General features: G+C 70.8%; 30 protein-coding genes. 12 read left to right on the top strand and 18 right to left on the bottom strand.

Annotated features, from left to right (window positions below; genetic code table 11):
- Positions 1 to 46 precede the first annotated feature (46 nt).
- From moaC to ACMGFI_RS11465, 3 genes are all read right to left on the bottom strand, one after another.
- Positions 47 to 577, bottom strand: coding sequence for a cyclic pyranopterin monophosphate synthase MoaC (gene moaC, locus ACMGFI_RS11475; protein WP_436909752.1), 531 nt, complete (start codon positions 575 to 577; stop codon positions 47 to 49).
- Entirely contained in the window at positions 574 to 2,022 is a 1,449-nt protein-coding gene (locus tag ACMGFI_RS11470) for an NAD(P)H-hydrate dehydratase (protein WP_436909751.1), read from the bottom strand. The genes moaC and ACMGFI_RS11470 overlap by 4 nt, the downstream gene beginning before the upstream one ends.
- A gap of 88 nt (positions 2,023 to 2,110) precedes the next feature.
- Positions 2,111 to 2,389 carry an acylphosphatase gene (locus ACMGFI_RS11465; protein WP_436909750.1) on the bottom strand — a complete coding sequence of 93 codons (279 nt, stop codon included), beginning with the start codon at positions 2,387 to 2,389 and terminating at the stop codon, positions 2,111 to 2,113.
- A 250-nt stretch (positions 2,390 to 2,639) separates the two neighbouring features.
- On the opposite strand from ACMGFI_RS11465, the gene ACMGFI_RS11460 reads away from it, so the two are divergent.
- A complete protein-coding gene (locus ACMGFI_RS11460) occupies positions 2,640 to 3,773 on the top strand; it encodes a citrate synthase (protein WP_436909748.1) in 1,134 nt (377 codons plus the stop codon).
- Positions 3,774 to 3,803: 30 nt separating this feature from the next.
- On the opposite strand, the gene ACMGFI_RS11455 is transcribed toward ACMGFI_RS11460, so the two are convergent.
- A complete protein-coding gene (locus ACMGFI_RS11455) occupies positions 3,804 to 4,751 on the bottom strand; it encodes a DNA-3-methyladenine glycosylase family protein (RefSeq protein WP_436909747.1) in 948 nt (315 codons plus the stop codon).
- Between the two features lie 148 nt (positions 4,752 to 4,899).
- Between ACMGFI_RS11455 and ACMGFI_RS11450 the strand changes: the two genes are divergently transcribed.
- Positions 4,900 to 5,421: a DUF555 domain-containing protein gene (locus tag ACMGFI_RS11450; RefSeq protein ID WP_436909745.1), complete on the top strand. Its 522-nt coding sequence runs from the start codon at positions 4,900 to 4,902 to the stop codon at positions 5,419 to 5,421.
- 187 nt (positions 5,422 to 5,608) lie between these two features.
- Here ACMGFI_RS11450 and ACMGFI_RS11445 read toward each other — a convergent pair whose 3' ends face one another.
- Positions 5,609 to 5,845, bottom strand: coding sequence for a UPF0058 family protein (locus ACMGFI_RS11445; protein ID WP_436909744.1), 237 nt, complete (start codon positions 5,843 to 5,845; stop codon positions 5,609 to 5,611).
- A gap of 229 nt (positions 5,846 to 6,074) precedes the next feature.
- Here ACMGFI_RS11445 and ACMGFI_RS11440 point away from each other — a divergent pair, with 229 nt between their 5' ends.
- Positions 6,075 to 6,479: a translation initiation factor IF-2 subunit beta gene (locus ACMGFI_RS11440; RefSeq protein WP_436909742.1), complete on the top strand. Its 405-nt coding sequence runs from the start codon at positions 6,075 to 6,077 to the stop codon at positions 6,477 to 6,479.
- Here ACMGFI_RS11440 and ACMGFI_RS11435 read toward each other — a convergent pair.
- The 3 genes from ACMGFI_RS11435 to ACMGFI_RS11425 all read right to left on the bottom strand — a co-directional run bounded on the left by ACMGFI_RS11435 (position 6,476) and on the right by ACMGFI_RS11425 (position 8,653).
- Positions 6,476 to 6,655: a DUF7836 family putative zinc-binding protein gene (locus ACMGFI_RS11435; protein ID WP_436909741.1), complete on the bottom strand. Its 180-nt coding sequence runs from the start codon at positions 6,653 to 6,655 to the stop codon at positions 6,476 to 6,478. The two genes, ACMGFI_RS11440 and ACMGFI_RS11435, sit on opposite strands and share 4 nt — an antisense overlap.
- A 132-nt stretch (positions 6,656 to 6,787) precedes the next feature.
- Positions 6,788 to 7,771 carry a transcription initiation factor IIB gene (locus ACMGFI_RS11430; RefSeq protein WP_436909740.1) on the bottom strand — a complete coding sequence of 328 codons (984 nt, stop codon included), beginning with the start codon at positions 7,769 to 7,771 and terminating at the stop codon, positions 6,788 to 6,790.
- Between the two features lie 285 nt (positions 7,772 to 8,056).
- Positions 8,057 to 8,653 (bottom strand): DUF7549 family protein, encoded by a 597-nt coding sequence (locus ACMGFI_RS11425; RefSeq protein ID WP_436909738.1) that lies wholly within the window; start codon positions 8,651 to 8,653, stop codon positions 8,057 to 8,059.
- Positions 8,654 to 8,898: 245 nt separating this feature from the next.
- Between ACMGFI_RS11425 and ACMGFI_RS11420 the strand changes: the two genes are divergently transcribed.
- A complete protein-coding gene (locus ACMGFI_RS11420; protein WP_436909737.1) occupies positions 8,899 to 9,351 on the top strand; it encodes a DUF5793 family protein in 453 nt (150 codons plus the stop codon).
- A gap of 33 nt (positions 9,352 to 9,384) precedes the next feature.
- On the opposite strand, the gene ACMGFI_RS11415 is transcribed toward ACMGFI_RS11420, so the two are convergent.
- Positions 9,385 to 10,215, bottom strand: coding sequence for an SIR2 family NAD-dependent protein deacylase (locus tag ACMGFI_RS11415; RefSeq protein WP_436909736.1), 831 nt, complete (start codon positions 10,213 to 10,215; stop codon positions 9,385 to 9,387).
- 341 nt (positions 10,216 to 10,556) lie between these two features.
- Between ACMGFI_RS11415 and sucC the strand changes: the two genes are divergently transcribed.
- The 7 genes from sucC (at position 10,557) to nucS (ending at position 15,825) form a co-directional block, all read left to right on the top strand.
- Positions 10,557 to 11,708 (top strand): ADP-forming succinate--CoA ligase subunit beta, encoded by a 1,152-nt coding sequence (gene sucC / locus ACMGFI_RS11410; RefSeq protein ID WP_436909735.1) that lies wholly within the window; start codon positions 10,557 to 10,559, stop codon positions 11,706 to 11,708.
- Positions 11,705 to 12,577, top strand: coding sequence for a succinate--CoA ligase subunit alpha (gene sucD, locus ACMGFI_RS11405; RefSeq protein ID WP_436909734.1), 873 nt, complete (start codon positions 11,705 to 11,707; stop codon positions 12,575 to 12,577). Before sucC ends, sucD begins: the two co-directional genes overlap by 4 nt.
- Positions 12,578 to 12,668: 91 nt before the next feature.
- Entirely contained in the window at positions 12,669 to 13,067 is a 399-nt protein-coding gene (locus tag ACMGFI_RS11400) for a hypothetical protein (protein ID WP_436909733.1), read from the top strand.
- Positions 13,068 to 13,133: 66 nt separating this feature from the next.
- The gene (locus tag ACMGFI_RS11395) at positions 13,134 to 14,027 is read left to right on the top strand and encodes a DUF3891 family protein (protein WP_436909732.1); all 894 of its coding nucleotides are present in this window, start codon (positions 13,134 to 13,136) and stop codon (positions 14,025 to 14,027) included.
- Positions 14,028 to 14,155: 128 nt separating this feature from the next.
- Entirely contained in the window at positions 14,156 to 14,338 is a 183-nt protein-coding gene (locus ACMGFI_RS11390; protein WP_436909730.1) for a hypothetical protein, read from the top strand.
- 119 nt (positions 14,339 to 14,457) lie between these two features.
- On the top strand, positions 14,458 to 15,009 hold the full coding sequence (locus ACMGFI_RS11385; RefSeq protein WP_436909729.1) for a DUF6735 family protein: 552 nt from the start codon (positions 14,458 to 14,460) through the stop codon (positions 15,007 to 15,009).
- Between the two features lie 57 nt (positions 15,010 to 15,066).
- Positions 15,067 to 15,825 carry an endonuclease NucS gene (gene nucS, locus ACMGFI_RS11380; RefSeq protein ID WP_436909728.1) on the top strand — a complete coding sequence of 253 codons (759 nt, stop codon included), beginning with the start codon at positions 15,067 to 15,069 and terminating at the stop codon, positions 15,823 to 15,825.
- A 30-nt stretch (positions 15,826 to 15,855) separates the two neighbouring features.
- Here the strand turns inward: nucS and mutS are convergent, their stop codons facing one another.
- Positions 15,856 to 18,678 carry a DNA mismatch repair protein MutS gene (mutS, locus tag ACMGFI_RS11375; protein ID WP_436909727.1) on the bottom strand — a complete coding sequence of 941 codons (2,823 nt, stop codon included), beginning with the start codon at positions 18,676 to 18,678 and terminating at the stop codon, positions 15,856 to 15,858.
- A 623-nt stretch (positions 18,679 to 19,301) separates the two neighbouring features.
- Between mutS and ACMGFI_RS11370 the strand changes: the two genes are divergently transcribed.
- Positions 19,302 to 19,634: a thioredoxin family protein gene (locus ACMGFI_RS11370; protein WP_436909726.1), complete on the top strand. Its 333-nt coding sequence runs from the start codon at positions 19,302 to 19,304 to the stop codon at positions 19,632 to 19,634.
- 48 nt (positions 19,635 to 19,682) lie between these two features.
- Here ACMGFI_RS11370 and ACMGFI_RS11365 read toward each other — a convergent pair whose 3' ends face one another.
- The 8 genes from ACMGFI_RS11365 to ACMGFI_RS11330 form a co-directional block, all read right to left on the bottom strand.
- The gene (locus ACMGFI_RS11365; protein ID WP_436909725.1) at positions 19,683 to 21,716 is read right to left on the bottom strand and encodes a PAS domain-containing protein; all 2,034 of its coding nucleotides are present in this window, start codon (positions 21,714 to 21,716) and stop codon (positions 19,683 to 19,685) included.
- A gap of 84 nt (positions 21,717 to 21,800) precedes the next feature.
- Positions 21,801 to 22,571 carry a sensor domain-containing protein gene (locus tag ACMGFI_RS11360; RefSeq protein WP_436909724.1) on the bottom strand — a complete coding sequence of 257 codons (771 nt, stop codon included), beginning with the start codon at positions 22,569 to 22,571 and terminating at the stop codon, positions 21,801 to 21,803.
- 111 nt (positions 22,572 to 22,682) lie between these two features.
- Entirely contained in the window at positions 22,683 to 23,015 is a 333-nt protein-coding gene (locus ACMGFI_RS11355) for a DUF7521 family protein (protein WP_436909723.1), read from the bottom strand.
- The gene (locus tag ACMGFI_RS11350) at positions 23,012 to 23,158 is read right to left on the bottom strand and encodes a hypothetical protein (protein ID WP_436909722.1); all 147 of its coding nucleotides are present in this window, start codon (positions 23,156 to 23,158) and stop codon (positions 23,012 to 23,014) included. The genes ACMGFI_RS11355 and ACMGFI_RS11350 overlap by 4 nt, the downstream gene beginning before the upstream one ends.
- Complete coding sequence (locus tag ACMGFI_RS11345; protein ID WP_436909721.1) at positions 23,155 to 23,502, bottom strand: DUF7521 family protein; 348 nt, start codon at positions 23,500 to 23,502, stop codon at positions 23,155 to 23,157. The genes ACMGFI_RS11350 and ACMGFI_RS11345 overlap by 4 nt, the downstream gene beginning before the upstream one ends.
- Positions 23,499 to 23,858: a helix-turn-helix domain-containing protein gene (locus tag ACMGFI_RS11340; RefSeq protein ID WP_436909719.1), complete on the bottom strand. Its 360-nt coding sequence runs from the start codon at positions 23,856 to 23,858 to the stop codon at positions 23,499 to 23,501. The genes ACMGFI_RS11345 and ACMGFI_RS11340 overlap by 4 nt, the downstream gene beginning before the upstream one ends.
- A gap of 98 nt (positions 23,859 to 23,956) precedes the next feature.
- A complete protein-coding gene (locus ACMGFI_RS11335) occupies positions 23,957 to 24,274 on the bottom strand; it encodes a hypothetical protein (protein ID WP_436909718.1) in 318 nt (105 codons plus the stop codon).
- Positions 24,275 to 24,356: 82 nt separating this feature from the next.
- Positions 24,357 to 25,391, bottom strand: a complete 1,035-nt coding sequence (locus ACMGFI_RS11330) for a ferredoxin--NADP reductase (RefSeq protein WP_436909717.1) — start codon at positions 25,389 to 25,391, stop codon at positions 24,357 to 24,359.
- Positions 25,392 to 25,415: the final 24 nt, after the last annotated feature.

Here is a 25,415-nt window from a genome sequence, read left to right as displayed (position 1 = left end):
ACTTGAACGTTCGCCGGCCCCGATCCCTTCGCAGGTGGGGCGGCGGTCACTCCAGCGGCCGCTTGGTCTTCTCGACGACTTCGACGGACTCGATCCCGGTCTCGGGGTACTCGCCGTCGGCGTCCTTCTCGGCCGACTTCACCATGTCCCAGACGACGTTGAGTCCCGTCGTCGTCCCTTCGAGCGCCTCCATCTCGCAGCCGGTCTTGCCGGTCGTCTCGACCGCGACGGTGAGCTCGATCGCGTCGTCGCCGAGGGAGAAGTCGGCGTCGACGTTCGTGACCGGGATCTGGTGGCACATCGGGATCGTCTCCCAGGTGTGCTTGACCGCCTGGATCGCGCCGATCCGCGCCGTGGCGAGCACGTCACCTTTGTCGACCGCGTTCTCGCGGACGGCGTCGACGGTTTCGGGACGCAGTCGGATGACCCCGCGGGCGACGGCCCGCCGGGCGGTGTCGCGCTTGTCGCCCACGTCGACCATCTGGGCCTCGCCCGACTCGTCGGTGTGGGTGAGGGCGGCCGTCGGTTCCGGGTCGGTCTCGTCGGCGTCCCCGCCGGTTCCGTCGTCGCCGCTCACGCCTCGCCACCCCGGTCGGTCCAGAGAACGCGGGGGATCTCGTCGTGCAGGTCAGTCGCGGTGAGGCCGTTGTTGCGGCGCTCGTAGACCCGATCGCCCGCCGCGCCGTTGGCGTAGGCGGCCATCGCGGCGGCGTGAACCGGCTCCTGCGTCGCCGCGAGCGCGCCGGTGATCCCGGCGAGCACGTCGCCCGTGCCGCCGACGGTCATGCCGGCGTTGCCGGTGCGGTTGACCCGCGTGGTCTCGCCGTCGGAGATCACGTCGTACTTCCCTTTGACGAGGACCGTCTGCCCGAGGTCCGCGGCGAAGTGCTCCACGATGCGCTCGCGCTCCTCCCAGTCGTCGGTGACGCGCCCGCCCATCTCGGCGAACTCGCCCTGGTGGGGCGTGCAGATCAGGTCCGCGTCGGTGTCGACCTGTGGGACCCGCGAGAGCGCGTCGGCGTCGACGACCGCGGTCCCGGAGTACCCCGAGAGGATCCCCTCGACCGCTTCGAGCGTCTCCTCCTCGTCGCCGAGGCCGGGGCCGATGACCACGGTGTCGTGGTGGCGAGCCATCTGGAGGAGGAAGCCGACCTGCTTGGGTTCGAGCTGTTTGCCCTGGTAGGGCCGGACGATCAGGTCCTCCCCGAACCCCTGGAGTTCGCGCCCGACGACCATCGGACAGGCCACGCGGACCAGGTCCGCCCCGGCGCGGAGCGCCGCCTTCGCTGACAGGGCGGGCGCGCCGGCGTAGGGTCCGCCGCCGACGACGAGCACCTCGCCGTTCTGTCCCTTGTGACTCGACGGGTCGCGGTCGTCCAGTCGCATGAGGTCGCCTCGCTCGACGAACCGCTCGGCGGCCGCGGGGATGCCGATGTCCGCGACGGTCACGTCGGCGTCCAGGTCGGCGAGCCCGGGCTTGGTGTCGTGGAACGTGACCACGCGGTCGGCCTCGACCGCGGTGTCCGCGAGGTCGCCCGTCTCGGCGTTCAAGCCGGAGGGCACGTCCACCGCGACCACGGTCGCGTCGCTGTCGTTGATCGCCGCCGCGGCGGTGGCCTCGGGTTCGCGCAGGTCGCCCGCGATGCCGGTCCCGAGCATCGCGTCGACGACCACGTCCGGGTCGCCCAGGTCGAAGCCGGCGGAGTCGCGGACGGTCTCGGTGTCGTACTCGCCGGCCGCGAGGGCCGCCCAGTTCTCGCGGGCGATGTCGGTCGCGATCGTCTCCGGCCGACCGAGCAGGCTCGTCGTCACCTCGTAGTCGTCGAGAAAGCGGACCGCGACGAAGGCGTCGCCGCCGTTGTTCCCCCGGCCGGCGACGACGCGGACGCTCGCGCCCGGGTCGGCGGCCTCGCGGACCGCGCGCGCGACGGCGTGGCCGCTGGACTCCATCAACTGCTTGCGCGGCACCCCCATGGCCGCGGCGTTCTCGTCGACCACGGCCATCTCCGTGCCCGTAATCATGGACGGGCGTTCGCCCGCCCCCCGGAAAAGGGTGGGGGCAACCGGCCGTCGGTTCCGGCTGTTTCACCGGACGGCGGCCGGACGCCGGTCACCGCCGGATCTCGAACCCGTCGAGTCCCTCCGGCTCGCCGTACTCCGCCTCCACGTCCTCGACGCGCGCCCGGTCGCTCCCCTCGTGGCACCACTCGACCATCGCCTCGACCGCCGGCTCGGGCCCCTCGAAGACCGCCTCGACCCGGCCGTCGTCGAGGTTCTTCACCCAGCCGTCGACGCCGCGCTCGCGGGCCTCGTCGCGAGTCGTCGCGCGGTAGAAGACGCCCTGTACCCGTCCCGTGACGTACACGTGCGCTCGCGTGCGGTCGGTCATACGCGACGGTTGCACGCCCGCGCTGAAAAAACCGTCTCGGGTCTTGGCTCGACCCGGCCATACCCGGCGGGGAGTTCGACGACCGGCGCCGCCGCTCGCACAGTCGGTTTGTACACCTGTCGATACAGCCGTCGACAGCTGGACGATAGCGGATCGATTCGCCGGGTCGATGCCGGAAGTTCGAGGGAAATCGCGGAAAACTCCGGCGAGTTCCAACAGTACTTTGGTGGTCACCCTCCGATGCGTGAGCATGAGTGACGAGGAGCTGAACCGCGGGCTGGAGGGCATCAGGGTCGCGGAGACGCGACTGAGCGACATCGACGGCGAGGCGGGCGTGCTCACCATCGGCGGGTTCCCCGTCGACGAACTCGCGCGCAACGCCACCTACGAGGAGAGCGTCTTCCTGCTGTTCGAGGACCGATTGCCGACCGCCGACGAACTCGACGCCTTCCGGGCCGACCTGGCGGCCCGTCGCGGGATCGGCGACGAAGTGAAGGCGGTCCTGCAACGGGCCGCCGAGGAGGGGAAACCGGCGATGGACGCCCTCCGGATGGGCGCCGCGGCGGCGAACCTCGGAACCGGCGAGGAGGACCCCGAGGCCGACGCCCGGCGGGTCGTCGCCGTCTTCCCGACCATCGTCGCGGCCTACTGGCGCTACCGAGAGGGCGCCGACCCCGTCGAACCCCGCGAGGACCTGCGCCACGCGGCGAACTACCTCTACATGCTGAACGGGGAGGAACCCGACGAGGCCGCGGTCCGCGGGCTGGAGACGTACCTCAACACGGTCGTCGACCACGGGTTGAACGCATCGACGTTCACCGCCCGCACGGTCGTCTCGACGGAGTCCGACGTGGTCTCGGCGGCGACCGCGGCGGTCGGCACCCTCAAGGGCCCGCTCCACGGCGGGGCACCGGGTCCGGTCCTCGACATGCTCGAAGACATCCACGAGTCGGGCGACCCCGAGGGGTACGTCCGGGAGACACTGGAGGCGGGCGAGCGGCTGATGGGCTTCGGCCACCGGGTCTACCGCGTCCGCGACCCGCGGGCCGCAGTGCTGGAGGCCGCCGCCGCGGAGTTCTACGAGGAGGCCGGCGACTCCGAGTTCTTCGAGACGATCAAGGAGTTCGAGGACACCGCCGTCGACCTGCTCGCCGAGCACAAGCCGGGTCGGGACCTGGAGACGAACGTCGAGTTCTACACCGCCGCCCTGCTCGACGGCGTCGGCGTCCCCAAGGAGCTGTTCACGACCTGCTTCGCCGTCTCGCGGGTCGGCGGCTGGACCGCCCACGCGCTCGAACAGCTCGACGACAACCGCCTCATCCGCCCCCTCTCCGCCTACGTCGGCGATCACGACCGCTCGTGGACGCCCGTCGACGAGCGGTAGACCAGGTACGGTCGCGCGGCTGTTTCTACGCTACCGCAGGTAGTGGAAGACGTACGTCTGGGCGTAGCCGGCGTACTCGCCGCCGAAGGCCGCGCGGATGGCGCGGGAGGTGTCGGCGTAGTTGCCGCGGTCGCAGTCGGGGTAGTACTCCTCGATGGTCGTCCGGATCCAGGTGTCAAGCGGGACGGCCTCCAGGTAGTCGAGCGCGAACAGGGCGACGCAGTCGGCCACCTTGTCGCCGACGCCGACGAAGCGGGTGAGCGACTCGCGGGCGTCCTCGTAGTCCAGCCCGACAGCCTCCTCCGGGTGGGCCCCGCTGTCGGCGACCATCCGCGCGGTGTCGCGGACGTACGGCGCCCGGTAGCCCAGGCCGAGATCGCGGAGTTCGGCCTCGGTGGCCGCCGCGAGTTGCTCGGGCGTCGGGAACGCGTGGTAGGTCCGGCCGTCGAACTCGACGGTCGAGCCGAACGCGCGTTCGAGCTCCCGCTGCATGCCGTGGATGCGGCCGACGCGCATCTGGGCCGAGCAGATGAACGACACGAGGCACGGAAAGGCGGGGTCGTCGACGAGGCGCATCCCCCAGTAGGCGTCGAAGGCCGACTCGATCACGTCGTCGTCGGGCGTCGCCGCCCGGATCGCCGGGAGATCGTCGTCGAGGCGCAGTCGCTCCCGGAGTACCGGGGCGGCGTCGACCGACGACTCCCACTCCAGACGGTCGTCGACCTGGCGGACGCGGACGACAGCGGGTTCGCCGTCCGACCAGCGGTCCGACGAGGGACCGCTCGTTCCGGTCGCGGGACCGCCGTCGACGCGGACGACGGTCTCGTACCAGGCGTCGCCGCCGTAGGCGCCGCTCTCGTCGTACATCCGGCCGTCGGCGCGGTCCCAGAGGTACGACTGGCCGCTCTCGACGGTCGACTGCAGGTCGAAGGGGCCGGGGAACTCCGAGAGGGCGAGGGCGCCGCGTTCGACTGTCATACCCGGGCCAGGCGTCGGGTCACCTTCGACCTTTCGAGAGCGTCCCGACGGAGGGGACTCGGCCCGCCGGTAGCCGCCGCCGACCGGCCGGGTGTGTGTCGTGCTATCGAGGCGAACCTTCATGTCACTGCGAGGCGAAGGCGGGCACATGAACTGCAGAGTTGTCGTCGAGGCCGCCGTCCCCGTCTACGACGTCGAGACGGCCGACGAGGCGGTCCGGATCGCCATCTCGAAGACCGGCGAGATGCTCAACCCGGACCTCAACTACGTCGAGATCAACATGGGCGAGCGCTCCTGTCCCCACTGCGGCGAGGAGCTCGAACCGGCGTTCATCGCCGCCGACGAGAGCCTCGTCGCGCTCGAACTGGAGATCACCGTCTTCAACGTCGAGCGGGAGGAACACGCCGCGCGGATCGCCCGCAAGGAGATCGGCCAGCGCCTCGAGAACATCCCGCTCGAAGTCCTCGAGATCGAACAGGTCGACGAGGGCGACGACGGAGACGACGAGGACGGCGGGGACGACGAGTCTGCCGCGTCGTCAGAGGAGGACTCCGCCGACGGGCGCGGCGACGGCGGCTCGTCGGACGCCGAGGCGACCGACGAGGGGTCGGCGGGGGAGGCGGGCGACGACGTGCTCCCCGAGTTCGAGGAGCTCATCGACGAGTCGTAGCGCTCGGCCGGGTCATCCCGCGAGGACGGTCTGCAGTTCACGATTTTCGACGGGCGAGGCCGACGCCGGGAAGCCGCGGCTGCGACGATGCCCCTTACCGTCCGTACGAACGCGGGGGACCGGGAGGCAGTCCCGGGAGAGAGCAGTCGCTGGCAGGATACTGGTACGACAGAACGGGACGGTTCGTTCAGTCGGCGGAGGCCGGGACGCGCTCGCGCGTCTCCGTCTCCATCTCGGAAGTGATGCCCTTCGCCAGGGCGAAAACGGCGTTTTTGTGGTCGGTCTTCGATTTGTGGATCGAGGTCGGCCGTACGCCGAGGTCGGTGTACTCGTCGTGTTCCACCTCGTCCCCTGTCTCCATCTCGTAGTGATTCTCCACCTGAGCAAGCAGGCCGTGAAGGTGAATGAGCTCCTGCTTTTTCATAGTCACCCGGTCCTAACCACTGGAGGGTAATAGTAGTATCCTGAGTCGCGTTAACACACACCTGCTTAAAAACCGTGTACAAAAGCCTCTCGATATCGGTTTCGATGGTCCGGACGGCCGGGGTGGGGCGAGGGGAGACGGGGGAGTCTACCACGGGTGTCGGCGGGGCGACCCGGCGGCGGTGTCACGGGTTGAAAGACTTTTAGGCGGGGACGGGCTTCTCACGGGTATGGACTACGACGATATGCTCGACCGGGCGATGGAGGAGACCCCGGAGATCGAGGGGAGCTCCGACCGGTTCGAGGTGCCGGACCCGAACGTCCGCCAGGAGGGGAACGTCACCGTCTACGAGAACTTCCAGGACACCTGCGACCGCCTCGGCCGCGAAGACGACCACGTCATGCAGTTCCTCCAGAACGAACTGGGGACCAGCGGCCACATCGACGAGAGCGGCCGCGCGCGGCTGACCGGCGAGTTCAGCGAGCGCCGGGTCAGCAACGCCGTCGACGAGTACGCCGACGAGTTCGTCCTCTGCCCGGAGTGTGGCCTCCCGGACACCCACTTCGAGCGCGAGGGCGGCGTGCTACTGCTGCGCTGTGAGGCCTGCGGCGCGCGGTCGGCGACGAGCGGCTAGCCGAGCCGTTTCAGCGTCCCCAGGTCGCGGTCGGTCCGCGTGAACTCCGCGAGCCGCCGGCTCGCGTGGCAGTTGGGGCAGTGAAAGAGGTCGGTGTGTTCGGGCAGGTCAGTCGGCGTCGACGCCCAGTCTTTGGTACACTCGGGACAGAGCAGTCGGACGTACGCTTCGTCCATGCGTGAGATCCACACACAGGGATCGCACAAAAAGGCTACTGCGGCGTGTGCCGTGAGCGACAGGGGCGGTCGGGCTCGCCGGCCCGACCGCGGCGTCGGAGCGGCGACCGGGTCGACCGGCGACGAGTCGGTTCAGGCCGGCGCGTCGACGGACTCCAGCAGCTCCTTGTAGCGATTCCGGATGGTGACCTCGGAGATGTTGGCGACCTCGCTGACCTCCGACTGGGTGACCTTCTCGTTGGTCAACAGTGCGGCGGCGTAGACCGCGGCGGCCGCGAGACCGACCGGGCTCTTCCCGCTGAGGAGGCCCTCCTCGCGCGCGCTCTCGATGAGCTCGCGCGACCGGCGCTCGGTGTCGTCCGAGAGGCCCAGGTCCGAGACGAACCGCGGGAGGTAGCTCTCGGGGTCCGCCGGCCTGATCTCCAGGTTCAGCTCGCGGACGACGTAGCGGTACGTCCGGGTGAGTTCCATCTTGTCCACTCGCGAGACGGCGGTCATCTCGTCGAGGCTGCGCGGCGTGTTGGCCTGCCGGGCAGCGGCGTACAGCGCCGACGTGGCGACGCCCTCGATGGAGCGGCCGGGCAGGAGGTTCTCCTCCAGCGCGCGGCGGTAGATGACGCTGGCCGTCTCGCGGACGGTCTTCGGGAGGCCGAGCGCGCTCGCCATGCGGTCGATCTCGCCCAGCGCCTGCTTGAGGTTGCGCTCCTTGGAGTCGCGCGTCCGGAATCGCTCGTTCCAGGTGCGCAGGCGCTGCATCTTCTGTCGCTGGTTCGACGACAGCGAGTTGCCGTAGGCGTCCTTGTTCTGCCAGCCGATGTTCGTCGAGAGGCCCTTGTCGTGCATCATGTTCGTCGTCGGCGCGCCGACCCGGGACTTCTCGTCCTTCTCGGAGGGGTTGAACGCCCGCCACTCGGGGCCGTGGTCGATCTCGTCTTCCTCGACGACCAGGCCGCACTCCGAACACACGGTCTCGCCGTGCTCGGTGTCGGCATCGAGCCGACCACCGCACTCGGGACACTCGTGTTCCTGTTCGCGCTCGCTCGCCGACTCCTCCGTCTCTCGCAGCCGTTCGCTCGTCTGTTCCTCGGCGCCGGTTCGAATTGTCGTGTCGCTCATGGTGGGTCTCCGGAGCGGCTCACCGGTGGCGAAAGCCATAAGAATCCGATGCCGCGCTTCCTAACACTACGTAAGTCCGAAACACTCTTAAAGTTTTCGATCTCCTGAGCGTGACAACTGTTCCCAAATGTCGGTATAGCGCTCTCGTGCCGGCTAGTTCCGGCGGTTTCGCGGCGGGCCGCGAACAGGGCCGGCGTCGCGGGTTCGACCCGTCGGTGGTCGGCCGGATTCGCCGGCTGGCCGGGTGCGTCAGTCGGGCGGACCGACGGTCGGGCGGACCGGCGGTCAGGCGCGTTCGACCCGCAGGAGCACGACGGCGAAGACCCACATGAAGACCGCGCCGACGGGGACGGTCGGCTGGTGCCGGAAGAACATCGCCGTGGCGACCGAGAAGGCGACCGCGAGGACCGCGAAGCAGGCGCCGAACACGCGGACGGGATCGAGCGTCAACCGGCCCGCGACGGCCGCGGGGAGCGCATCGGTGAGTCCGTCGGGGGCGGCGGCGCCGATCCGCTCCTCGGCCCGCTCGGCCGCGGCTTCGAGCCACTCGTCGCGCGCGTAGTAGACGAGACTCGTCAGGAGCACGAGTCCGAAGAAGCCGGCGGTCGCGAACCAGAGCCGCCCCTCGGGCACCTGGTTCAGCGGGACGAACCCGGGGATCTCCCAGACCGGCTGGACGAGCCCGTCCAGCGACTGCCGGCCCAGCGCGACCCCGAACACGTAGTGAAACTGGAAGAAGAGAAAGCGGATGTTGACGACGGTGAAGGTGCCGTCGAGCCACGACGGCGACTCCCGCAGCACCGACACCGACCACGGCAAGAGGGCGGTCAGCCACGTCGCGAGGACTGCCAGTTCGCCGGCGTACTCCGAGCGGACCCACATGATCTGAGAAACCCGCGGTCCCCGGACGTGTAAAAGCTACCGGCTCTCCGTCGGAGCGGTGCCGGCGGGCCGGTGCGCAGCGCGGTCGGGAGGACCGGGACGGCGAGGCGAAGCGACGGCCGGCACGGCGAGGCGGAGCGACGGCTGGGACGACGGGATGGAGTGACAGCCGGGACAACGGGGCGGAGCGACGACCGGACCGGCGTTACGTTCATGCACGCCCGTTCCCTAGTGGGAGGTGTCGAATGAGGCGCGATTACGTCACGCTGGAACTCAGCCACGTCGACCGGGACGGCGACCGCCTGCCGACGGCCGTACTGCGATACGACGGGCCGACGGACCTCCTCGAGGAGCGCCTCACGGACGCGTCGGGCGACCCGCTCGACCGCGAGCGGGTCGATGTCGCCTTCCGCTTCCAGACGGCCGACGACGACGCCACCGGCGTCTTCAGCCTCGCGAACCGGATGACCGGGGAGTTCGTCGTCGAGGTCAACGCCGACGCCGAGTCGGTCCGGGACCTCGTCGACGCGGCGCGGCGCCACGACGGCCCCGACGACGCCGAGGGCTGTTACCGGGTCGTCGTCAGCCGCGACGGCGAGGAAGTCGCCGCGTACGAGAAACGCACCCTCCTCGTCTACGACGACGAGGGGAGCCTCCTCCGGCAGCACAGCCTGATCCCCAGCGGCGTCGAGCTGTAGCCTCCTCTTGGATCCGTCCGCGGCCGCCGTCGGCTACCCGTCGAGCGCCCCGACCAGCGCCGGCAGCGTTTCGGTCACGTCCGTCCGGAGGTCGTAGTCGGCCCGCCCGGAGTAGTCGGTCGCTTCGAGATTGATCACGGCCAGGGTCGCGCCCGACTCGGCGGCGATTTCGGGCAGCAGCGCCGCCGGGCGCACCGTCAGCGAGGAACCGACTGCGAGGAACACGTCACACCGGCGCGCGGCGGTCTGGGCCCGATCGAACGCTTCGTCGGGCAGCCCCTCCCCGAACAGCACCACGTCGGGTCTGAGTACGCCGCCGCAGTCGCAGGTCGGCGGCCGCTCCCCGTCGCGGACCCGCTCCCAGACCGGGTCGGCCGCCTGCGTCGCGCCGCAGCGGTCACAGGCCACGCGGGCGCTCGTCCCGTGGAGTTCGACCACCGACTCCGAGCCCGCCGCCGCGTGTAACCCGTCGACGTTCTGGGTCAGTAGCGTGTCGAGGTGGCCCCGCGCCTCCAGCGTCGCCAGCGCCTCGTGGGCGGCGTTGGGCTCGACGCCGTCGCCGTACAGCGTCTCCCGGAGGTCCAGCCGGTCGGTCCAGAACCCCCCGGGGTCGGCGTCGAAGCGCCGCCGGTGGAAGTCGTCGGGGTCGTGGGTCTCCCAGACCGGGTCCGGTCCGTCGTCGTTCGACTCCCCCCGGAACGGCGGGATCCCCGAGGCGACGCTCACGCCCGCGCCGGTGAGCGCGACGACCCGTTCCGCGGCCGCCATCTCGCTCGCCAGCGCCGACAGCGCCGCCTCGTCCGCGCCGCCCGCGTCGGTCGCCCCGTCCGCACCGTCTACACCCTCGGCGTCGTTGCCGTCCATGTCCGTACCGACGGGCGAGACCGGGAAAAGCCGCTCGTCGAGCGGCGGATGGCGAGTAAGGAGTGGGCCCGGCAGTCGCTACGCGGTGCGGTCGCTCTCCGGCGGCGAGCGAACGGTGGAAAGAGAGGTGGGTGGAACGGCGGAAAGGTGGGGTGGAATCGGTGGGGTGGGTGTGGTGGGTGGGATGCGGCGCCGAAGGGCGCCGACACGCGTGATCGATTTCGGCGGCAATAAGTGCCTTGTGACCCAATTTTCGTGAACGATACCTGCCGGTGTACTTAACCGGGAGCCGGTCGATACCGTCGGGATTTAAGCGCTCGCCGGCCGCGAGTTCGAGTGACATGCGACTGCACGAATATCAGGCCAAGCGGGTCTTCTCCGACGCCGGGATCCCGACACCGGCCTCGGAACTGGCCGGCACCGTCGACGAGGCGGTCGCCGCAGCGGAGGAGATCGGCTATCCGGTCGCCGTCAAGGCACAGGTACACGTCGGCGGACGCGGGAAAGCCGGCGGGATCAAACTCGTCGACGACGCCGACGAGGCCCGCGAGGCCGCCGACGACATCCTCGGCATGGACCTCAAGGGCTACACCGTCGACCGCGTCCTCGTCGAGGCGGCCGTCGACTTCGAGAACGAACTGTACGTCGGCGTGACGATGGACCGCGGCGAGGGCAAGCCCGTCGCGATGGTCTCGACCCGCGGCGGCGTCAACATCGAGGAGGTCGCCGAGGAGGACCCCGACGCCATCGCCCGCGAGCACATCGACCCCGCGTTCGGCATGCATCCCTACCAGGCCCGCAAGGCCGTCTACGACGCCGGCGTCGACCGCGAGATCGCCCGCGACGTGGCCTCGGTCCTGACGACGCTCTACGAACTCTGGGACGACCGCGACGGCGCCGACGCCGAGATCAACCCCCTCATGGTCACCGCGGACAAGGAGGTCATCGCCGCCGACGCCGTCTTCAACGTCGACGAGGACGCCCTCTTTCGCCAGCCCGAGCTCCAGGAGATGGAGGAGGAAGGCGAGTTCGCGGAGAGCGAGCTCGACCGCAAGGCCGACGAGTACGGCTTCGACTACGTCCGCCTGTCGGGCAACGTCGGCATCATCGGCAACGGCGCCGGCCTCGTCATGACGACGCTGGACCTGGTCGACCACTACGGCGGCGAGCCAGCCAACTTCCTCGACGTGGGCGGCGGCGCGAAGGCCGACCGCATCGCCAACGCCCTGGACATGGTCTTCTCCGACGACAACGTCGATTCGGTCGTCTTCAACATCTTCGGCGGGATAACCCGCGGCGACGAGGTCGCCCGGGGGATCAACCAGGCGCTCGAACAGTTCGACGAGATCCCCAAGCCCGTCGTCGTCCGGCTCGCCGGGACGAACTGGGAGGAGGGCATGGAGATCCTCAACGAGGACCTCGTGACCGTCGAGAAGACGCTGGAGGACGCCGTCCAGCGTGCGGTCGACTACGCCGAGGAGGTGGAAGCATGAGTGTTCTGGTCGACGAAGACAGCCGCGTCATCGTGCAGGGTATCACCGGCGGTGAGGGCAAGTTCCACACCGAGCAGATGATCGAGTACGGGACGAACGTCGTCGCCGGCGCCGTCCCGGGCAAGGGCGGCCAGGAGGTCGCGGGCGTCCCCGTCTACGACACCGTCGCCGAGGCCGCCGCCGAGGAGGACGCCGACACGTCGGTCGTGTTCGTCCCGCCGGCGTTCGCCGGCGACGCCTGCTTCGAGGCGCTCGGCGTCGACGAACTCGACCTCGTCGTCACCATCACCGAGGGCATCCCCACGCAGGACGTGTCCCGTGTCTACCGCCGCCTGCAGGAGACCGACGCCTACCTCGTCGGCCCGAACTGCCCCGGCGTCATCACCCCCGGCGAGGCCAAACTCGGCATCCTGCCGGGCAACATCTTCGAGGCCGGCCGCGTCGGCCTCGTCTCCCGGTCGGGCACGCTGACCTACCAGGTCGTCGACAGCCTCACCCAGCGCGGCATCGGCCAGTCGACCGCCGTCGGCATCGGCGGCGACCCGATCATCGGCACCTCGTTCATCGAGGCGCTCGCGCTGTTCGAGCAGGACGACAAGACCGACGCCGTCGTCATGTGCGGCGAGATCGGCGGCGAGGACGAGGAGGAGGCCGCCGAGTACATCGACGAGTACATGACCACGCCCGTCGCCGGCTTCATCGCCGGCCGCACCGCCCCGCCGGGCAAGCGCATGGGCCACGCCGGCGCCATCGTCTCCGGCTCGGGCACCGGCACCGCCCAGTCGAAGATCGACGCGCTCGAATCCGCGGGCGTCCCCGTCGGCGACACCCCCGAGGAAGTCGTCGACAACGTCGAGGACCTGCTGTAGCGGCGCCGTTTTTCTCTCGGGATTCTCCGTTTCTCCCCGCCCGTTCACCGACGGAAAGGGTTACGTCTCGACGAGTCGAACGGCCGACAGTATGTCGACCCTCCCCGACGACTGGAGCGAGCCCGGCTCGACAGCCGGCGCGCTCGTCGACCTCGGCTGGCTGGCGCTCGCGGTCGCCGTGTTCGGCGGGCTCGCGCTCGTCGAGCCGTTCGCCGTCGAAGTGCCGGTAACCGGGACGCGGGTCGCCGTCGCCGCCGTTGCCGGCGTCGCCCTCGCGGTCGCGCTCGTGGTCCTCTCGGTCGGGAGCGAGCGGGTCCGCTCGTTCTGGACTGGAAACTTCGCCCCCAGATTCGTCGCCCTGTTCGCCTTCATCATGGGGATGCAGCTGCTCCTGCGGCTCGCCCCCGGCTGGACGGTCCTCGTGACGCTCGCGACCGCGGTGGCCGCGGTCCCGGTCCGGGTGCTCGCCTACTACCGCCACCGCGAGTGACCGGCGCCGCCACCGGACGGCGCGAACCGCCGACGCCTCTTTCACCGCGCCGGCCCAACTCGGCGTGTGATAGTCGCCGAGACGGCGGAGGGCTACCAGTTCGTCACCCAGCCTGACCACGCCGTCCTCGCGGGCCAGTTCGCCGACGCCTGGGGCGGGGAGGGGTCGACGCGTCCGGTGTCGTTCGACCGCCCGGAGCCGTTCGGCCCGCTCGCGCTCGCGGCCTACGCCCACGACACGGGCTGGCGGACCTACGACCGCCGTCCCCGCCTCGCGGGCGGCGAGCCGGTCGACTTCCGCGAGATGCCCGCCGACACCTGGGTCGACCTCTACGACGAGGGGATCGAGGCCGTGGTCGAGATGGACGCCTACGCGGGGCTGCTCGTCTCGATGCACGGCGCCGGCCTGCGGAACCAGCGCTACGGGCTCTCGCCGGCGTGGCCCGAGACGCCCGAGGCGTTCCGCGAGTTCGTCGACCGCGAGCACCGTCGTCAGCGCCGCCTGCTCGACGCGCTCCTCGGCGGCGACCGCGACGGGCCGGCGCCCGTCACGGCCGCCGACCGGGAGCTGTTGCGGTCGCTCCACGACAGGAAGCGCGTTCCGGAGGGGTACGCCGGCCGGCTGTGGGACGACTACCGGCGGCTCCAGGTCTGGGACGCCCTCTCGCTGTCGTTCTGTATCACCGATTCCCCGCCCGGCTACGGCGAGGTCGACGCCGTTCCCACGACTGGCGGGGAGGAGACTACGCTCTCGGTCACCGCGCTCGGGGACGGCACCTATCGGGTCGATCCCTACCCGTTCGAGACGGCGCCGTTGACGGTGTCCGTCCCCGTGCGGACCGTCGACCGCGAGGCGGCCGCCGACGAGCCGACGCTCGCGCGGGCCTACTACGACGCCGGCCTGGAGACGCGCCGGTTCACGCTCCGCCCGGGGGACGGGACGGCCGACGACGACGAGTGAGTCGGTCGGGACGGTCGCCGCGGACGGGCGAGGTCGCCGGGTCGGAACCGGCGGTCGGGACCGGAATCGGCGGTCGGGACCGCCCCGCCGCCAAAGCGATTTATCGCAGGGTGTCCTCGTGGTGTGATATGAAGGACGAGGCCTGGCGCTCGGTCGAGGTCGTCCGGAACACCGAGGGGAAACCGCACGTCCTCCAGCAGAAGGTCACCGTCTACACCGCGGGCGTCTCCGAGGAGTCGTCGGGCTACACGAAGCCGGAGGTCCAGCACCGCCTCGTGCCCCTGGACCGCCTGGTCGAGTTCGACGGCTGAGTCGAGGGGGCCGGTCGCGGAATCCGACGGCCGGCGGCCACTCGACCGACAAGCGGCCCCGCCGTCCGCCGGGTTCGTCCGAGAGTTTATGGGCGAACCCGCGACCACTTCGCCTCGCCGTGGGAGCGCGCACGCTGGTCGCGGTCGAACGCGACGCCGGCGGGTACGACCTGCACCGCTCGCAGTGGGGCGGCGAGCACGTCGACCGACTGGTCGCGCTGGTCCGGGCCGACGAGGCGCCCCCCGACCTCGTCGACCCGGAGCCGTTCCGGTCGGGCGCGTCGGCCGACGCGGTCCTCGACTCGCTGGACCCCCGCGAGTTCGAGGTCCTTGTCGTCGCCGGCGACCGGACCGAGGCGTTCCTGGTCCCCCGGCTGGGCATCGAGACCGGCCGGCGGCACGGAACCGCGTCCGGCGCAGCCGCCGACCCGGAGACCCACTCCACCGACGCCGAACCGGCGGCGCTGGTCCCCTGGCCCGGTGAGGCCGCCGCCGGCCGACTCCGGCGGTTCCTGCGCACCGCGAAGGACGTGCTCGGCGACGCGGTCGACGCCGGCTTCGTGCCCGCCCCCGCAGCGACGCGGTACCTCGCCGTCCGGGTCGCCCGCCACCCCGATACGCCCGACGCCGACGCGATCCTGTGGATCGACGGAGGTGACCCGCGACGCTGAACCGCTGACCGGTCCCGTGTCGCGCGGTTTTTAGCCCCCGACGCCCAACCAGGTGGTGTGACTGCCGTCGAGGAGGGACTCCGGCTGGAGACGCGCGAGCGCCCGGGCCACGAGACCGCGCGGGACCTCGTGGCCGAGGCCATCGACGCCGGCGCCCTGGTGACCGTCGTCGGCCGCTGCACCGTCGACTACGAGGGGCGCGCGTCGAGCACGCTCGGCCCCGGCGAGCGGCTGGTGATGCTCAAGCCCGACGGCGCCGCCCTGGTCCACACCGACGAGGGCCAGCAGCCGGTCAACTGGCAACCGCCGGACTGCGACCACGAAGCCCACGCGGAGGAGGGCCACCTCGTCGTCGAGAGCCACCGCGAGACGCCCGAGGAACACCTCCGGGTCGACTTCGAGGCGGTGCTTGAGGTGTCGGCCTACGGGCTGACCGACGAACGGGACCTCTCACTGGAGGGCACCGAGGAGGACCTCCGCCAGCGGATCCTCGACGAACCGTCGCTGGTCGAGGAGGGGTTCGTCCCGCTGGCGACCGAGCGGTCGACGCCCGCGGGCGCCGTCGACATCTACGGCGAGGACGCCGACGAGCGGGCGGTCGCCGTCGAACTCAAGCGCCGGCGAGTGGGCCCGGACGCCGTGGGGCAACTCGGCCGGTACGTCGACGCGCTGGAGCGGGACCTGCACGCCGACCGCGAGGTCCGCGGCATCCTCGTCGCGCCGTCGGTCACCGACCGCGCGAGCCGGCTGCTCGCCGAGCGCGGGCTGGAGTTCGTGCCGCTGACGCCGACCGGGCCCGACGACGCGTCGGACTAAACGGTTCCCGTCCGCTCGCCCGTCTAAGCCCTACTCGTCCAGCGACTCCTTCAGTTCCGCGAGGGCGTTCATCGCCTCCAGCGGCGTCATCGTCGCCACGTCGAGCGCGGCGAGTTTCCGTTCGAGGTCCGAAGTGGGGCCGGGGTCGTCGCCGCTGGTCCCCTCGTCCGCGGTGTTACTCACGCGGACGTTCTCGTCGAGGTCGTGGCCGTTGGCGTCGACCGTCCCCGGACCGCCCGACCCGGGATCGCTCTCGTCGAGCAGCTCGCGCGAGCGGTCGACCACCTCCCCGGGCACGCCGGCCAGCTTCGCCACCTCGATGCCGTAGGAGGCGGCGGCGGCGCCGGGCGCGACCTCGTGTTCGAAGGCCACCTCGCCGTCGGTGCGCTCTGTCTCGAAGTGGAGGTTGAACACGCCCGATAGCTCGTCGGCGATGGCGGTCAGCTCGTGGTGGTGGGTGGCGAAGAGCGTGGTGGCGCCGATCTCGTCGTGGACGTGTTCGGTGACCGCGCGGGCGATGGCGAGGCCGTCGGCGGTGCTGGTCCCGCGGCCGACCTCGTCGAGCAGGACCAGCGAGTCCTCGGTGGCGTTGTTCAGGATGTCCGCGAGTTCGGTCATCTCGACCATGAAGGTAGAGCGGCCGCCGGCGATGTCGTCGCTGGCGCCGACGCGGGTGAACACGCGGTCGACGACCGGGAGCCGGGCCTCGGCGGCGGGGACGAAACTCCCGGCCTGGGCGAGCACGGAGGTGAGCGCGACCTGGCGCATGTACGTCGACTTGCCGCTCATGTTCGGGCCGGTGATCACGGCGAAGAAGTGCTCGTCGTCGAAGTGGGCGTCGTTGGGGACGAACCGCTCCTCGGCCCGCTCGACGACGGGGTGGCGCCCGGCCTCGACGGCGAACTCCTCGGCGCCGACGCAGGGGCGGGTGTAGTCGAACTTCGCGGCCACGCTCGCGAAGGAGACGAACACGTCCAGCCGGGCGAGGCGGTCGGCCAGCGCCTGCACGCGCTCCGACTCGTCGGCCACGTCCCGGCGCACCTCGCAGAACAGCTCGTATTCGAGGTCGTCCGCGCGGTCCTCGGCGCGGATGATCTCGTCTTCGCGCTCCCTGAGCTCGGGCGTGACGAACCGCTCGGAGTTCTTCAGCGTCTGCCGGCGCTGGTAGTCGTCGGGCACCCGATCGAGGTTCGGGTCGGTCACCTCGATGTAGTAGCCGTGGACGGAGGTGTGGCCGACCTTCAGCGAGTCGATGCCGGTACGCTCGCGTTCGCTCGCCTCCAGGTCGTCGATCCACGCCTTGCCCTCCCGTTCCGTGCTCCGGAGGTCGGCGAGTTCGTCGTCGAACTCGGGTTTGACGATGCCGCCCTCCGTGAGGTCGGCGTCGGGGTCCTCCCGGACGGCCTCGTCGATCAGTTCGCGTACGTCGGCGAGAGGATCGAGGTGTTCGCGCAGTTCGACCAGCGTCGCGGAGTCGGCCTCGGCCAGGGTTGCTTGCACGTCGGGGACGACCGCGAGCGTGTCGTGCAGCGAGCGCAGGTCCCGCGCCGTCGCGCGGCCGCGGGCGACCCGGGAGATGAGCCGCTCGATGTCGTACACGTCGTCGAGCAGGTCGTGCAGGTCCTCGCGCAGCCCCACGTCACCCGCCAGTTCGGCGACGGCGTCGTGGCGGGCGGCGATGCGGTCCTCGTCCAGCAGGGGTCGGCGCAGCCAGTCGTCGAGCTTCCGCCGGCCGAGCGCGCAGGCCGTCTCGTCGAGCGCGTCCACGAGGGTGAGCGCCCGGTCGCCGTGGACCGCCCGGCGGTCGAACAGCTCCAGGCTCTCCAGCGCGACGCGGTCCAGCAGCATGTACTCCCGCGGGTCGTACCGCGTGAGGGTGTTGATGTAGTCGAGCGTGGTGGCGGCGCCCGTCGTGTCCCCGGTGGGATTGTCCTCGCTGGCGTCGCCCTCACCGGCGTCGTCCCCGGCAGTCGCGCCGGGCCGGGCCACTTCGGCCGTCGCGTCGTCGCCGATGTCGCCGGCGTCGGGGTTACCGCCGCGGGTGTACTCGGCGTAGGCCAGCAGGGCGCCGCAGGCCCGGACTTCGGCCTCGTCGGCCAGCCCGAGGTCGCCGAAGTACGCCTCGACGCGCTCGCTGGCGCGCTCGGCGTCGAAGGCCGTCCGCTCGTACGGCGAGACCATGCAGTCGCCGTCGAACACGTCGGCGGGCGCGTCGGGGCCGACGATGGCCTCCGCGGGCGCGAACCGTCCGAGTTCGTCGGCGATGGAGTCGAGTCGATCCGCGCCCGTCGCGTAGCAGTCGCCGGTCGACACGTCCAGCAGCGCGAGTCCGTAGGGACCGTTCTCGTCGCCGCCGGCGCCCGCGCCGCCGCCCGCCCGCTTCGTGTCCCGGGTCGACGTATCGCCGCCCGGGCCGTCCGCGGTGAGGCAGGCGACGAAGTTGTTGTCGGCGCTCCGCAGGAGTTCGTCCTCGGTGAGCGTCCCCGGCGTGACGACCCGGGTGACCGCCCGGTCGACCACGCCGCTGACCTCGTCGGGGTCCTCGACCTGGTCGGCGACGGCCACGCGGTAGCCCGCCTCCAGCAGTCGCTCGATGTACGACTCGGCGTTGTCGATGGGGATTCCCGACATCGCGTACTCGCCGGTCGAGTCCTCCCGTTTGGTCAGGGTTATCTCGCAGATGCGGGCCACCCGCTCGGCCGCCTCGCAGAAGGCCTCGTAGAAGTCCCCCACCTGGAAGAGCACCAGCGAGTCGTCGTACTCCCGGCAGAGCTCGAAGTACTGGGCCATCATCGGCGTCAGGTCCTCCTCCCGCTCGGCCATCTTCGCCGGCGCACCCAGTGCCGCGTCCATGGGTGTGTGAGAGCGGGTCCCCCGGGTTATATCCATCGGCTCCCCGTCCCCGAGTTGTTTCGGGTTAGAGAGCTGTGGGCCGGTGTCGAGTGGTAGTGACCTCGGTCACTGGTGTCTGTATCGACTCGAACGCACTCGACTCGAACGCACTCGACTCGAACGCAGGGGACAGCAGGCGGTGAAAGCCCTCGGCGCGCTCGCGGTCGCTGAGCGGGATATCCGCGCTCTCCGCACGGCCCGCGCGGATAGTGGCCCGCTCAGGCGACTAAACTGCACGCGAGCGCACCTCGCCCTTTCAGTCCACCAGGGACCGCACCGCTCCGCGACAGCATCCGCCCCGCACAGCACCGCAGAGGGCCACAAGCCTCCCCAGCCGATTGCGTTGCTCGTCGCTGCGCTCCTGCGCTACTCATCCACCGTCAGAGGCAAGCTCTGACGAGCCTTCTCTCAGGAGTTCGAGAAGACCTCGCGCGTCTACGGTCGCGCGCATGAACGCGCGCTCCAGCGCGCGCCGACCGCTACCACGCCGTCCTGCATCGAATATCGCCAGCGCCGTCCGTCCCCAGCACTCACACGAGCGCAGTCGCCGAGGGCTTACACCCGTCGGGGACGTACGCCCGGGTATGGCCGCGACACGCGACCGTCCCGTCTCGCCGTCGACCCGGGCCGAACTCGACGACCTCGTCGCGAGCCACGACCGGGTGCTCGTCGAGTTCCACACCGAGGGCTGCGGGAAGTGCGCGGCGATGGAGCCGGTCCTGAGCGGGGTCGCCCGCTCGACCGACGCCGTCGTCGCGACGATGAACCCAAGGGACGACCCGGAACTGATCGACGAGTACGACGTGCTGAGCGTCCCGAAACTGCTGTTGTTCGTCGACGGCGACCTCGCCGGGACCCGCGAAGATGGCGTCCTCAGCGTCGAGGAAGTGCAGGAGTTCGTCGCGGAGCGCGGCTGAGGCCGTCGGTAGAACGGCGAACCGGCCGAACCGTCGGTAGTCCCGGCCTCACCCGACCGGGTCGAGTTCGGTCACGGTCACGTTCTCGAAGACGGCTTCGCTGGTGTCGTCGGCGCTGTGGCTGCAGACGGCGAGGCCGACGACCACGGAGTCGGCCAGGTCGATCCGGCGCTGGTCGATGGCCTGCCACTCCTCGCCGTCGGTCGACCACGACAGCGTCACCGTGCCGTCGACGGCGTCGAGGCGGTACCACGGGTAGGCGTCGTAGGGCTCCTCGATCTGGTCGCTCCCGGCGGAGGCGCCGGCCTCGTGGCGCCACATCGTCTCGGTGCCGTGGTCGCTCGTGGCGCCGACGAACGCGAACGCGGCGTCCTCCGCGAGCGTGTCCCGGACCATCAGTCCCGCCTTGCTGTACTCGTGGACGCCCTCCAGTTCGTCCAGCCGTCCCTCGATCCGGACGGGGCCGTCCACCTCCCCGTGGCGGAAGTGGAACTCGTCGATGTCGTGCCAGATGTCCCTGCCGTTGCCGACGATCCGCCAGGAGCCGTCCTCGCCGGCCGTCGCCGACCCGGGAACGGACACCTCTCCCACGTCGACGCTCTCGGTGAGCGCCACCGACTCGCCGGTCGGCTCGGCGGGTTCGGGGACTACGACCGGGCACTCGGTGAACTCGAAGCGCGCGCCCGGAGCGTCGCCGATCCCGCTCTCGCGGATGTCGATCTCCCAGCCCTGCTGGTCGACCGTCTCGGTGACGATGGCCAGCCCCGTCCCGGTGCCGTCCTCGGCGGTGGTGTAGCCGGCTTCGAGGACCTGCTCCCGCTCGGCCTCGGGGATGCCGGGGCCGTCGTCCTCGACGTAGAAGCCGCGGTCGGTCGTCCCGACGCGGACGGTCACGTCCGGTCCGGCGTGGTCGAGCGCGTTCTTCAGGAGGTTCTCGACCAGCGGCCGGACGGACTCGGTCTCGGCGATGACCTCGGTGCCGTCGGGGACGACCACTTCCAGCGTCGCCTCGTCGGTGCCGTGGACGTCCCAGACCTGCTCGACCAGCGGCGCGAGCTCCGTCGAGGAGACGCCCACGTCGAGCACGTCGAGCACCTCCTCGGAGAGGTCGACCGAGCGGTCGCCCTTCGAGAGGGCGCTGAGGTCCTCGAGGATCTCCTCGATGCGCTCGTTGGCCCGCTCGATCCGGTCGAAGGCCGACTCGTGGCCCTCCCGGGCGCGTTCGAGCGCGCCGATCGACACCTGCAGCGGGCTCCGCAGGTCGTGGGAGACGTAGCTGGCGAACTGGTCGAAGCGCCGTTGCTGTTCCTCCAGGCGCTGCTCGAGCTGCATCCGCTCGGTGACGTTGAGCGCGTAGCCGACCACCCCGATCACGCGGCCGTCCTCGTCGCGCCAGGGGAGTTTCGTCACCTCCGACCAGTGGTCGCCCCCCTGGGTCTCGAGATGCTCGATCTGACGGCGGATCGGCTCGCCGGTCTCGGCGACGCGGAGGTCGTCCTCGTAGGCCCGCCGGTCGGCGTCGCTACTGTGGTCGAACGCCTCCGGGTCGGTGTTGCCGATGAACTCCTCGGGGTCCGGCGTGTACGGCACGTCGGCCATCCGGACGTACCGGCCCGCGTCGTCCTTGGCGAACATCGTCATCTGCCCCCGCTCGAGTAGCGTCCGGAGGATCCCGCTGTCGGCCGCCGTCTGTCGGCGCTCCCGGAAGGTCGCCATCGCGTCGTCGACCACCGCCGCGAGCCGCTCGACGGGCGCCGACCGGGGCAGGTACCGGCAGTCGGCACACCCCGCGACGGCCGCGGCGACGGCCTCGTCGTCAGTGTAGGCGACGACCGGCAGGTGGTCGCTGACCGCTCTGACGGCCTCGCGGACGCCGTCGAACCCGGTCTCGTCGACGCCCACCGCGACGACACCGCCCACGTCGTTGCGCGCGGAGAGTGTCTCGGTCAGGTCGTCCCGGTCGGCGACGACATCGATATCGGGTCCGTCGCCGCCGGTCACGGCGGCGCGGACGCGGTCCCGTTCGTCGGCGGATCCGCCGACGACGAGGGCGACAGTCGGGTCCGCCAGGAGGTGGCTCATCGGAATGTTACGGACACCGTATGCGATGCAGGTAAATAAGGCCCGGGGGCCGTCCCTCGGTTGTGATAATCGGGGTCGACCGGCTTACACGTCGACGGTCCGACGGATCGCCGACGGGTCGGTCCCGCCGACCACCAGCGACGCGTACCAGCCGGCCGCCCGCGCCGCGTAGTTGCAGACGTGCAGCGAGGCCAGCGTCGCCACCAGCCCGAACGCCGAGACGGCGAGCGCCTCCGGCAGCGTGGTGACGTACCACGTCGTCAGCCGGAACGGGACCGTGAGCCCGATCTCCCACGTCCGGAGCGCGATCTCGACGGACGGCTGGAAGTCCATCTCCCCGGAGACCGGCCGGACGCCGACGTTGACCGACCGGTAGTACAGCGGCACGAGCAACAGGGACAGCGATATCGTCCCCAGGAAGGCCAGCAGGGCGAACGCCGCGGTCCCGACGAGCACCTTGCTCAAGAGGAAGACGACCCCTCGCCACGTCGAGAGGCTCGTGAGCGCGTGTTTCAGGTGGGCGACCGGCTCCGAGAGCGGCGGCACGTCGGCCTCGCCGGCGGGGACGTCGACGGCGAGCAGCCGGTCGGCCGCGTACCGTTCGAGCGCTGTCAGTTCCCGGACCAGCAGTATCGTCCCGGCGAGCACGGGGAGGCCGACGAGTATCACTGCCAGCCCGATCCCGAGGCCGAAGCCGAGCGGGAGCAGTATCGAGTACGCCATCCCCAGCGGGAACAGCGCCGAGAGGTACAGCAGGTTCGCGTACGTCTGGAGGCGGAGGGGCACGCCGACGAACCGCCGGAGGAGGGAGCCCGGCCCGTCGGGTACCCGGAGCACGGGGACCAATCGGCTCATTGTCGACTTCTCGCCCGCCGGCGTACTAAAAGTGTCCGTAGCGGTGCGGCTACAGGTCCTGTCGGCGACCGCCCGGGTTCGACGAGCGGATCGGCGGCCTGCCGGTCGGCGTCACGCGCCGGTGAGCGCGTAGAGGATCGACCCGAGACCGAGGATCTCCAGGAGCGCCCACGCGAGGATGGCGGCGGCGTCGCTGGCGAGCAGCACGGAGACCAGTAGCGTCGTGACGACGAAGGGGGCGGCGGTCACGAGGAAGATGCCGACGCCGAGGAACAGCATCGGGCGGCTGTCGTTGCGCCGGTACCCGCGGTAGGCCTGGTAGGCGACGAACAGGCCGACTGCGGCGGTCAGCGCCCCGGCGAACGTCGCCGGCGTGACCGCCGGGCCGGTCTGGAGCGGCGCGGCCTCGGGGGAGGCCGCGACGGCGGGGAGCGGGGCGATCACGGCGCCACCTCCCGGTGCGGGCCGGCGGTTCGCGGGGCCGGACAGGCGGCGAGCGGGTCGGACTCGCGGGCGGCGGCGGAGCCGACCCCGCGGCCGGCGGTCGGGTCGCGCTCGTCAGGGGAGTGCGGTGTGCGTGCGGTCATGGTCGTCCGTAGATGGCGTAGAGGATGCAGCCGAGGCCGAGCAGTTCGCTGATCGTCGTCGAGAGCAGGCGGACGGACTCGGGCACGTCGGTGAGCGTCGGGAGGGCGATTCGGAGGGCGATGGGGCCGCCGGTCAGGAGAACGATCCCGACCGCCAGGAACAGCATCGCCCGGTCGCGGGTTCCGCGGTAGCCCTTCAGCGCCTCGTATGCGATCAGCAACGACAGGCCGGCCGCGACGGCGAGGCCGAGCAGGGCCAGCGCGGCGAGCAGGGCGGACCCGCCGGTGGCGGTGGCCTGCAGCGCGACGCCGGGGGCGAGCGCGGGGTCCGGGATCGATGTCATGGTTCTGTGAGTCCCTCGAACAGGCGCGTGAACCGGTCGGCGGCGTCCACCTCGCGCCGGGACACGTCGATCGAGCACTCGCCGTCCTCGATCTCGACGGTGACGCGCTCGACGCGCGTCTGATACGTCTTGTAGTGGTGGCCGTCCGGGTCCAGCTGCTGCTGTTCGACGATGAGGTCGTACTCGCGGAGCTGTTCGATGCGCCGGTAGATCGTCGGCTCGGAGGCGTCGCAGCGCTCGGCCAGCGCCGAGGCCGACAGCGCCTCGCGGCTCGACTCGACCAGGATCGCGCGGGCGTACTCGTCGTCGAGCAACGAGATCACGTCCGCCTCCTCGGGATCCTGCCCGGCTGCCATCACCCGACCGTTTTCCCGGCGGTCATATAAAAGGGTCCACACGCTTTCCGACCCGGAAACTGTGGGCCGGGGGAGCGACCCGGTGACCCGCCGGGACGCTACGGGGGCGTCGCGACCCAGGTGACGACCACCAGGAGGACAGCGCCGGTCGAGATCAGGGGCAGGAGGTACAGATAGGCGGGCGCCGGCTCCTTCCCGTTGCGGAGAGTGTCGGGGTCGCGGTACATCTGAACGGACCCGAGGAGCGCGAACCCGCCGAGGGCGGCCATACCGGCCTCGTAGGTCGTCGCGGTGCCGGCGAGCGCGACCAGCGCGAACTCGCCGACGAACGTGACACCCATCAGGCCGAAGACGTACGCGATCACGTCGACGCGGCGGATTCGCTCGCTGGGAGGGCTGGAGAGGGCGGTCGCCATACCGGATCGTCTCCGCTCAGCCACAGGAACGTTTCGGTGCGGCCGGGACACGGTCCGCCCGGCATCGCCCGCCGGCCCGGTGTTACCCGAACCCCTCGGCTTCGATATACTGGCCGGGAACGCCGACGGACTCGGCGGCGTCGACGAGGCTGTTGACCATCACGTTGATCCCGCAGGCGTACACCTCGGCGTTGCCGGGGTCGATGCGCGCGTCGACGCCCGAGGCGGGCGCCTCGTCGAGCCACCCCTCCAGTTCCCGGCCGAGGGGCTCGGTCACCGCCGACTCGTCGACGTGCTTGACGAACGCGTGCTGGACGTAGTCGGTCTCGCCCGTCCACTCGCTGAGGTAGGACTCGCGGCTGAGACAGGGGACGAAGTGGAAATGTTCGTGCTCGCGGTCGTACGCGCGGAACGCCTCGCGGTAGGGCAGGTCGTCCTCCCAGGCGGCGCCGAGGAACAGCCACACGTCGCGCCGGTCGCCGTCGACCACGTCGGCGCCGGTGTCGAAGACGTAGTCGATCATCCCCTTCAGCGGCGCGACGCCGGTGCCGGTCGCCATGAACACCAGGTCCCGCGTCGAGGGCCCGTCGAGGACGAGTTCGCCCCGAGGGCCGCGCATCGTCACCTCGTCGCCGACCTGGAGGTCCCGGCAGAGCCGCGGCGACAGGTCGCCGCCCGGGACGCGCCGGACGCAGATCTCGACGGCGTCGCGGGTGGGCGAACTCGCCAGCGAGTAGGCCCGCGACTCCCCGCAGTAGCGAAGGCCGACGTACTGGCCGGCGAGGTACTCGAAGGTGTCGTCGGGTTCCAAGGCGATGCGGACGAGCATCGGGTGGGGACGCTCGTACCGTTCGAGCAGCGTCGCACAGCGGCGCGCGAACCGCGAATAGCCATCGGAGCGCAGTTCCGCGACGAGTTGCTCCCAGTCGTCGTAGTCGCTGACGCTCTCGTAGCGGTCGGCCAGGCCCTCGCGCTCGAACCAGTGGTCGACCGCTCGGCGGACCTCCTCGGTCCGGTCGCGGTCCATCGCCTCCCGCTCGACGACCGTCGCCGACTCGGTCACCAGCGGTAGCTCGGCGATCCGGTCGTGTCTCGACGCGTGTTCCCTGACGGGCATTACTCTCCCCTCCGGGCCCGCGGT

Origin of the sequence: Halosimplex marinum (assembly GCF_051414075.1) — an archaeon.
Taxonomy (GTDB): Archaea; Halobacteriota; Halobacteria; order Halobacteriales; family Haloarculaceae; genus Halosimplex; species Halosimplex marinum.
Note: the sequence above shows the minus strand (reverse complement) of the source record. Positions and strands in the feature narration are given on the sequence as shown.